Origin of the sequence: Microcoleus sp. B4-C1 (genome assembly GCF_036705285.1) — a bacterium.
In the GTDB taxonomy this organism is placed as follows: Bacteria; Cyanobacteriota; Cyanobacteriia; order Cyanobacteriales; family Microcoleaceae; genus Microcoleus.
On the sequence record NZ_JAUBUC010000159.1, the window covers coordinates 1 to 6361 of the forward strand.

A 6361-nucleotide genomic window follows, 5' to 3' on the forward strand; every position below is an offset into this window, starting at 1 on the left:
CCATCGCACCTGGAGAATTAAAATCTTGCTTCCCCCCCTTAGCAAGGGGGGGACTGAGGGGGGGTTCCATCGCACCTGGAGAATTAAAATCTTGCTTCCCCCCCTTAGCAAGGGGGGGACTGAGGGGGGGTTCCATCGCACCTGGAGAATTAAAATCTTGCTTCCCCCCCTTAGCAAGGGGGGGACTGAGGGGGGGTTCCATCGCACCTAGAGAATTAAAATCTTGCTTCCCCCCCTTAGCAAGGGGGGGACTGAGGGGGGGTTCCATCGCACCTTCGGAACCTAATATTTCCCAAACAACCGACAAAACATCCAGTCTCGGTTTAGGGCGCTGGTGAGCGAGAATTAAATAAGCTCGATCGACTTCTGTAAGATTTTGCCCGAATTCTGGATTTAACAGCAATTCTAATCCCGCGCGGGAGGCTCCGTGAACCCCAGTAGCGACAATCGCCCAGCCCGATCGCGCATTTGACCGACTAATGGTACGATCGCACTCAACTTGTCCGAAAGCAGTAATCGCCACAGTCACCACGGGCGATCGCACAACATCACCACCGACGATCGGCGTATCATATTCTTGCAAGCAAGCCGTCATCCCCCGATAAAACTCTTCAACCCACTCCACAGCCGTATCCGCCGCCACAGCGAGGGCTACAGTCACCGCCAGAGGTGTTGCTCCCATCGCAGCCAGATCCGACAAATTTGCCGCTGCGGCGCGCCATCCTGCGTAATAAGGCCCCGTAGTTTGATCGCTAAAATGCACTCCATCCACCAACATATCTGTAGTGATAGCCAGAGATTGGTTGGGATTTGTCGGAACTACGGCGCAATCATCACCCACTATCTCTGCGGGGCAGAATTTTTGCAATATTCTTAAAAGACCTTGTTCACCGATATCTTTAACTTGCATAATTTTGAATTAGTCGATCGCACTTTCTCAATTCACCATTCCTTACCCGAAATCGGCGGCAAGCGCAACCTAGGAAACCTATAAAAAGTATCTCCTTCATCATCTACCTCTAAAACCGCCGAAAAAATCTTAACTTGCCGAGTTAAATACTGCTGAGCAACTTCAGCCTCAACCCTAGCACTAGCCGCCAGTTGAATCAGCGAAATTTGACTGTTTTGAGTTTCCAACAACTGATAAAAAGCCTCATCCAACCGCTGCTTTTGCTTGTTTTCATTCACATTTTTTACAATCAACAAGCCTGCGAATCCGCCCAAACCCATTACCAATAAAAATTGTAAAATAGCCATATTTTCGATGGAATTCCTAATTTTAATAACGAAACTATAAAAATTATCTCTTCTTCCAGCCTGATTCCGGCGGGCTTTGTCTGTGTAAAAGTGATTTCAATCGCCGTTACCTTTCTTTATTTAGAAAAGATTTCAATGCCGGTCACTATTGATTTTTTCAGCCCGCGCAGGCGGGCTTTGTTTCTGTAAAAGCGATTTCAATCGCCGTCACTTTGGTGTAAAAGCGATTTCAATCGCCCTCATTAATTAAACTTGAGGTCGCACCAAATTTTCGATTCCTTTAACTACCTTAGCAGATACAATCTTGTCTCCCTGCTTCAGTTGCTCCAAAACTTCTTTTCCTTCAATCATGTAACCAAAAACAGCATAGCGGCCGTCCAACAGATTCAGGCCAGCGGGCGTGAGTTCAGGTTCAAACAAGAAAAAGAAAAACTGAGAAGAAGCGCTATCAGGGTCAGTTTCTGTACGGGCCATAGCCACAGTACCGAAAGCAGAAAAAGGCAAAACAGGTTCGTCGCGATAGCGCCCCGCATCTTCTAGAGTAATCCCGTAAATAGGTTCTTTTTCCTCCCTGACGAGCACTTCTAGCGGTATATTCCGGTATTTGCCAGTAGCTGGGTCAATAAAACCCTCTTCCTTGCCTTCGGGATCTCCCGTTTGCAAAACGTAGGATTCTTCCGATCGAATAAACGGCAAACCGTCATAAAAACCTCGATCGACTAAATCCACAAAATTACCAGCCGTAACCGGGGCGCTGTAGCCGTCAACCACAACAGTAATTTCCCCTTTTTCAGTTTGTACAGCCACAGTAGCGCGCCCTTTCAGTTGAGGCAGATTAGCATACTTGGCAGGCACTTCAAACGGAAACTTTGTCACCATCAACTCTTCGATTTCGCCTACCGTGCCCAGGATTGTGGGTTTCAATTCAATCACTTTTTCCCTGTCTTTAGCCTCAACAGCCTTTTCCAGTTGAGCAATTTTCTCCTTGACTCCTGCAACTAGCGCCTCAGCTTCCGGCTTTTTGGCGTCGGGAATACTCTCTAAAATGTCAGATTCCCGGAGGTTGAGAATCCTGGAAGCTTTACTGACATCGCTGCTAATAGGCCCCCAACGTTTAGATCGTATGTGGTTGCCAATGTCTTCGAGACTGATTTGCAACTCTCGCACAGTCTGATTGTCAATAGGTAAAGCGAAGCGCAGCAGCGCCCGCCCGTCCGTAATCGCATTCCCTGCAGGCATACTGCTGCTGGGGCGTTTGGCATGGGAGACTGCACTGAAACTCAGTCCGAGAGTGAACAGCAAGAGCGCTAAAGCGAGGGTTTTGACCCAGCGCTTGCACGTATCGATCGAGAAATTAGGCCAATGCAACATAACTTTAACTTTTATTGCCTCTATTATCTTCCCACAGCGCTGTCGGCCTTCTATCCCTTAAATGTCCTACACAATTCGTTGCCGAACTTCCTTCCGTGGAGAGCTTTTTAGCTTTCCGTACAGCACTTGCTCCCTTTGAACGGTAAAATAAAATGCCAATTGCTTTTTGATGCCGTCAGCTAGACTGCGGCTTTAACCTGACCCGCTCAAAAACGGATACAACCCCCAGACTCCTGTCGTGGAGAGATTAAAATTTTAGACCAAGGTTCAATCTCCCAAATTCATCTGTGGAGTAAATCTAAAATCTAAAATCTAAAATCTAAAATCGACTGACTGTAGTTCCCCCGTGCCCGCAAGGCGACGGGATTGCCCGCAAAAATTTATATGATCTCCAGTAACGACTTTCGACCAGGTGTTTCAATTGAATGGAATAACGGCGTGTGGCGGGTTATCGAATTCCTCCACGTCAAGCCAGGAAAAGGCTCGGCTTTCGTGCGGACAAAATTAAAAAACGTCCAAACCGGAAACGTAGTAGAACAAACCTTCCGGGCGGGCGAGACTATGCCTCAAGCCAACCTGGAAAAGAGTGTGATGCAGCATACCTATAAAGAGGGCGACGAGTTCGTCTTTATGGATATGGAAACTTACGAGGAAAGTCGCCTCAATGCTAAGCAAATAGGCGATCGTGTCAAGTACCTCAGTGAAGGGATGGAAGTCAGCATCCTACGCTGGAACGACCAAATCATGGAAGTGGAACTCCCCAACTCTGTCGTCTTGGAAGTGCTGCAAACCGATCCGGGAGTCAAAGGAGATACTGCCACCGGTGGCAGCAAACCCGCGATCGTCTCCACCGGAGCTCAGGTTATGGTGCCTCTCTTTATTTCCATTGGAGAACGGATTCGGATTGATACTCGTGAAGACAAGTACCTCGGCCGAGAATAGAAACGAGGGAAAAAAAGGGAGTTTTTAGTTTTTAGTTCTGAGTTCTGAGTTAAAGAATTATAAATTCAACACTCATCGCTCACAGCTTAAAAACTATCCCTTTTTCCTCCAAATTCGTTGATGCTCATAGCTTCGCCGGATTCTGAATTTTCAATTCTCAATTCTCAATTTTCAATTATTAATTACCCTTGAATCTGCTGTGCAACTAGACTTAAACCAGCTTTGTGACCTGCTAACTGTATTAGACAAAACTGGCATTTCGGAACTGACATTAAAAAGTGGGGATATTGAACTGACAGTACGCAAAGGCATTCTGGCAAGTTCACCAGCCACCTCTGCTGCGCTCCCTGCTGCCGTGGCGACTGTCGCTCCGATCGCCTTGGGCGCGGTTCCTAGTCCCACCTTAGCGTCACCTCCTGCTGTTGACCAAAATTTAGCAGCGGATCTGCCTGCCCCTGTTCCCGTCGCCCCTGTCGCTGTACCTGCTGCCGTACCTGCTTCTGTCGATACCAAATGGGTGTCAATTATCTCGCCGATGGTAGGAACCTTTTATCGCGCTGCTGCTCCTGACGAGCCTCCTTTTGTCAATGTGGGCGATCGCATCAAGGTCGGCCAGACAGTCTGTATTATCGAAGCGATGAAGCTGATGAACGAGATCGATGCTGATGAAGTGTCCGGTCAAGTGATGGAAATTTTAGTTCAAAATGGCGAACCTGTCGAATACGGTCAAGTTTTGATGCGAATTAATCCGGATTGAAGGATTACTTTATTGTTATGGACAGAATAAATGCTAATATTTCCCGATCACTTCTCTCCGGTGAGTTTGATGAAGTCATCCCAGCCTGTCCCGCAAGAGGTTGTGCAACAAGTTGCTGAGTATTTCAGTATTTTGAGCGAACCCATGCGTTTACGAATTTTGAACTTGCTTCGCGACGGCGAAAAATGCGTGCAAGAATTGGTGGAAGCTACTCAAACGAGTCAAGCCAATGTTTCTAAGCACCTAAAACTCATGCTCCAAGCTGGTATCCTCACTCGCCGGAGTGAAGGAACTTCAGCTTATTATAAGGTGCAAGACGAGTTAATTTTTGAGCTGTGTAATATGGTGTGCGATCGGCTTGCCAGCCGGATCGAACAGCAAGCCCTACACTTTCGGGCATTTAGCCTAACTACGAAGCACTGAAAATTAGTGGCCCGTCCCCAGTCAATCGATTTTAGATTTTAGATTTTAGATTTTAGATTGACTTGCGCGAGATAAATGCGGGGGCTCTTCTGATTTTCGATTTTCGATTTGGGATTGATTCCACGGATAAATCACGTGGCGGGTACCACCTTTGAAATTCGTGGTCATGAGTCATCAGCCATGAGTCATAAGTTATCAATCCCTACTCTCTGCCTTCAGACCGATGACTAATGACTCCTAACTAATGACTCCTAACTAATGACTCATAATTACTAAAGGGGAAAATTTTTGTCAAAACTTTGGCGGGTACTCGGCTGAGCCACCTCCAAACCTTCGCCCCCTAAAAGTTCTAAAGGCTTACCTTCCACCGAAATCCAAACCTTGGTATTCGGTTGTAAACTCGTAGCCGTATAGATAACTTGCCCTAATCGGCCAGTCATCGAATTGCTCCCTCCCCCCGCAGTAAATTCTGCCGACAAATCGACATAAACTCCGTCATTCTTAACACTCAAACCCCTGAGTTTTGTCCCATTAGGGATTTCGCTAGAAACAGTTCCATCCTTCGGCCCAGCCAACAAACTGTTAAAAGCAGCTTGTAAAGCTGCATCAGGCTTGTCAGCTTGTTTGACAGCTACTTTCGTAGGAACTCCCTCAAATTTGCCGCTGGCATCTTTAAGCCAGTAGACTTGCACTGTCTGGACATCAGTCTGCGGCAAAGGCTTTGGCTGCGGCGACTTTGGCACCAGAGCGTTAGGCGTCTGAGCTGTAGGCGCCTGAGCTGTAGGCGTCTGAGCGGTAGGCGTCTGAGCGGTAGGCACTTGTACAGGATTGGGAGGGGGTACGGGGATAACTACAGCAGGAGATTCCGCAGGACTTGGGGACAGCGGCGGAGCCGTAGTTTGAGCAGAAGACTGCGTATCTGCGGGGGTTGGCGAACGGTTCGCGGTCCACCAGGCAATGCCCCCTCCCGCCAGTAAAGCCAACCCGCAAACACCGGCAATGACGGCTGTGGAGGCGCGGCGTACTTCTTGTCCATCTTTCATAATACAAATTCTCCTTACAGATAGAGCGCTTGGGACGGTGAGGAGCGACTCCTGATCAGCTACATTTGTCTATGGTTAGATTCGGGAATTGACACAATTGCATTGCTGCTAGCGAACACTTTATAGCAAGCCCAACATATTCTGAATCCGACTATTGGAATCCTAGACCATAATATAAGATTTCGCCCGTGGAGTATGTCACACTATCTCGATCGGCTTAGTGCCTATATTCTATAGTAATCATAAAAAATTAAAGGCTGAAGGAAAAAAGAAGAAGGAAAAAGGAAGAAGGAAGACAACGGAGGGATGTAATGGGGGTAACGGATTTAACTGAGAGAAGGAAAAAGGATGTCGATAAAATTTTTTTTCCCAAAACAAAAAGCGCCCCTATTTCTAGGAGCGCTATTTGTCAATCAAAAGCTAAAACTTAGCCATTGATAGAAGGAGCAACCAAAGCTACGGGAGTGACTTCACTAGCAGCCAAGTCAAGTGGGAAGTTGTGAGCATTGCGCTCGTGCATTACTTCCATACCCAAGTTAGCGCGGTTGATGACATCAGCCCAAGTATT

The 6361-nt window shown here is 47.3% G+C and carries 7 protein-coding genes and 1 pseudogene; 3 read left to right on the plus strand and 5 right to left on the minus strand.

Annotated elements, in window-relative coordinates:
- The 3 genes from thiL to QUB26_RS30795 all read right to left on the minus strand — a co-directional run.
- Positions 1-910, minus strand: a 910-nt coding sequence (gene thiL / locus QUB26_RS30785; RefSeq protein WP_333321122.1) for a thiamine-phosphate kinase, incomplete at its 3' end; no start/stop codon positions are given.
- 32 nt (positions 911-942) lie between these two features.
- A complete protein-coding gene (locus QUB26_RS30790; protein ID WP_333246927.1) occupies positions 943-1257 on the minus strand; it encodes a hypothetical protein in 315 nt (104 codons plus the stop codon).
- 246 nt (positions 1258-1503) lie between these two features.
- Positions 1504-2628, minus strand: coding sequence for a peptidylprolyl isomerase (locus QUB26_RS30795; RefSeq protein ID WP_333321124.1), 1125 nt, complete (start codon positions 2626-2628; stop codon positions 1504-1506).
- 384 nt (positions 2629-3012) lie between these two features.
- On the opposite strand from QUB26_RS30795, the gene efp reads away from it, so the two are divergent.
- From efp to QUB26_RS30810, 3 genes are all read left to right on the plus strand, one after another.
- Positions 3013-3570 carry an elongation factor P gene (gene efp / locus QUB26_RS30800; RefSeq protein ID WP_333058573.1) on the plus strand — a complete coding sequence of 186 codons (558 nt, stop codon included), beginning with the start codon at positions 3013-3015 and terminating at the stop codon, positions 3568-3570.
- 199 nt (positions 3571-3769) lie between these two features.
- Positions 3770-4327 carry an acetyl-CoA carboxylase biotin carboxyl carrier protein gene (gene accB, locus QUB26_RS30805; protein ID WP_333058572.1) on the plus strand — a complete coding sequence of 186 codons (558 nt, stop codon included), beginning with the start codon at positions 3770-3772 and terminating at the stop codon, positions 4325-4327.
- Between the two features lie 30 nt (positions 4328-4357).
- On the plus strand, positions 4358-4750 hold the full coding sequence (locus tag QUB26_RS30810; protein ID WP_006631662.1) for an ArsR/SmtB family transcription factor: 393 nt from the start codon (positions 4358-4360) through the stop codon (positions 4748-4750).
- Positions 4751-5022: 272 nt separating this feature from the next.
- Here the strand turns inward: QUB26_RS30810 and QUB26_RS30815 are convergent, their stop codons facing one another.
- A complete protein-coding gene (locus QUB26_RS30815; RefSeq protein WP_333246931.1) occupies positions 5023-5793 on the minus strand; it encodes a GerMN domain-containing protein in 771 nt (256 codons plus the stop codon).
- Positions 5794-6220: 427 nt separating this feature from the next.
- Positions 6221-6361, minus strand: a pseudogene (locus QUB26_RS30820) (photosystem II q(b) protein); the annotation flags it as partial.

What these genes read in the sequence shown, in the direction of transcription:
- QUB26_RS30790 (WP_333246927.1), bottom strand. Translation starts at nt 1,257, where the DNA reads ATGGCTATTTTACAATTTTTATTGGTAATGGGTTTGGGCGGATTCGCA.
- QUB26_RS30795 (WP_333321124.1), bottom strand. Translation starts at nt 2,628, where the DNA reads ATGTTGCATTGGCCTAATTTCTCGATCGATACGTGCAAGCGCTGGGTC.
- efp (WP_333058573.1), top strand. Translation starts at nt 3,013, where the DNA reads ATGATCTCCAGTAACGACTTTCGACCAGGTGTTTCAATTGAATGGAAT.
- QUB26_RS30810 (WP_006631662.1), top strand. Translation starts at nt 4,358, where the DNA reads ATGCTAATATTTCCCGATCACTTCTCTCCGGTGAGTTTGATGAAGTCA.
- QUB26_RS30815 (WP_333246931.1), bottom strand. Translation starts at nt 5,793, where the DNA reads ATGAAAGATGGACAAGAAGTACGCCGCGCCTCCACAGCCGTCATTGCC.